The sequence below is a fragment of the Salinimicrobium oceani genome (assembly GCF_012037645.1).
This window is the reverse complement of sequence record NZ_JAAVJR010000084.1, coordinates 1-825: the sequence shown is the minus strand read 5'-3', so window position 1 is coordinate 825 and position 825 is coordinate 1. Positions and strand designations below refer to the sequence as shown.

Below are 825 nucleotides of genomic sequence, written 5' to 3'. Positions count from 1 at the left end.
TACACAATGACGATCTTATCGAATTTCTTCTCTACAAACAGCTGCATTAGCTCTTCGGCGATAGCTGAGGCATTTTCAAAGCTTAGATCATCATAGATAGCAGTTTCATTCTTAAAGATCTTGTGAGTCTTCTTAAGAATGTCATTAGCTTTCTTTCCAATGGTCAAAAATTCAACATTCTTCCCGCTGTAATCACGATCGGCTATGTATTTGGAAGCCTTGACAATATTGGAGTTAAAAGCTCCGGCCAAACCACGGTTGGAGGAAATGGATACGAAAAGTACATTATTCACCTCCCTTTGCTCAGAATATTTACTGGTCTGGTCGCTGTCAAGAGTAGCACTCAGCGATTGTAACAATTCTGAAAGCTTCTCGGCATAAGGCCGCATTGCGGTAATAGCATCCTGGGCCTTGCTCAACTTTGCAGCCGACACCATTTTCATGGCACTGGTGATCTGCATGGTCGAGTTATGAGTTTTTTATAATGGAAACCATAATTCTTATTAACTCTTCACACTTAGCAATTAAAACTTTACAATCATTTTCTGATGTCGCTTCAATAAGCTCCAACCAGTATTTCGTTTCATCGGCTTCCTTCAAAGCGATACCGAATTTATTCTTGAAATCTTTTGTACTAACTCCCCGTTGTGCTTCTCTTACATTGGCTCCAATGCTCGTTCCACTTTTTAAAAGTTGGGAAGCCAGCTCGTATTCATTCTGCCTTTTCAAAGACCGGGTAAAGAAAACAATGTCACAAGCAAACTGAAAACTTTTTATCCTAACAGGGCTATCTTCCAGTTTGCTCATAACTCATAACTCTTAACT

Annotated in this window: 2 protein-coding genes; both read right to left on the bottom strand. The window is 39.8% G+C overall.

Features of this window, described 5'->3' with window-relative positions; translation table 11 throughout:
* On the bottom strand, positions 1 to 461 hold a 461-nt coding region (locus HC175_RS15530), incomplete at its 3' end, for a F0F1 ATP synthase subunit gamma (RefSeq protein WP_168139358.1).
* Between the two features lie 7 nt (positions 462 to 468).
* Entirely contained in the window at positions 469 to 807 is a 339-nt protein-coding gene (locus HC175_RS15525) for a four helix bundle protein (RefSeq protein WP_167919890.1), read from the bottom strand.
* Between the last annotated feature and the right edge of the window lie 18 nt (positions 808 to 825).

Bases quoted from the DNA above. Each gene is read 5' to 3' on its own strand.
- HC175_RS15525 (WP_167919890.1), bottom strand. From the start codon at position 807: ATGAGCAAACTGGAAGATAGCCCTGTTAGGATAAAAAGTTTTCAGTTT.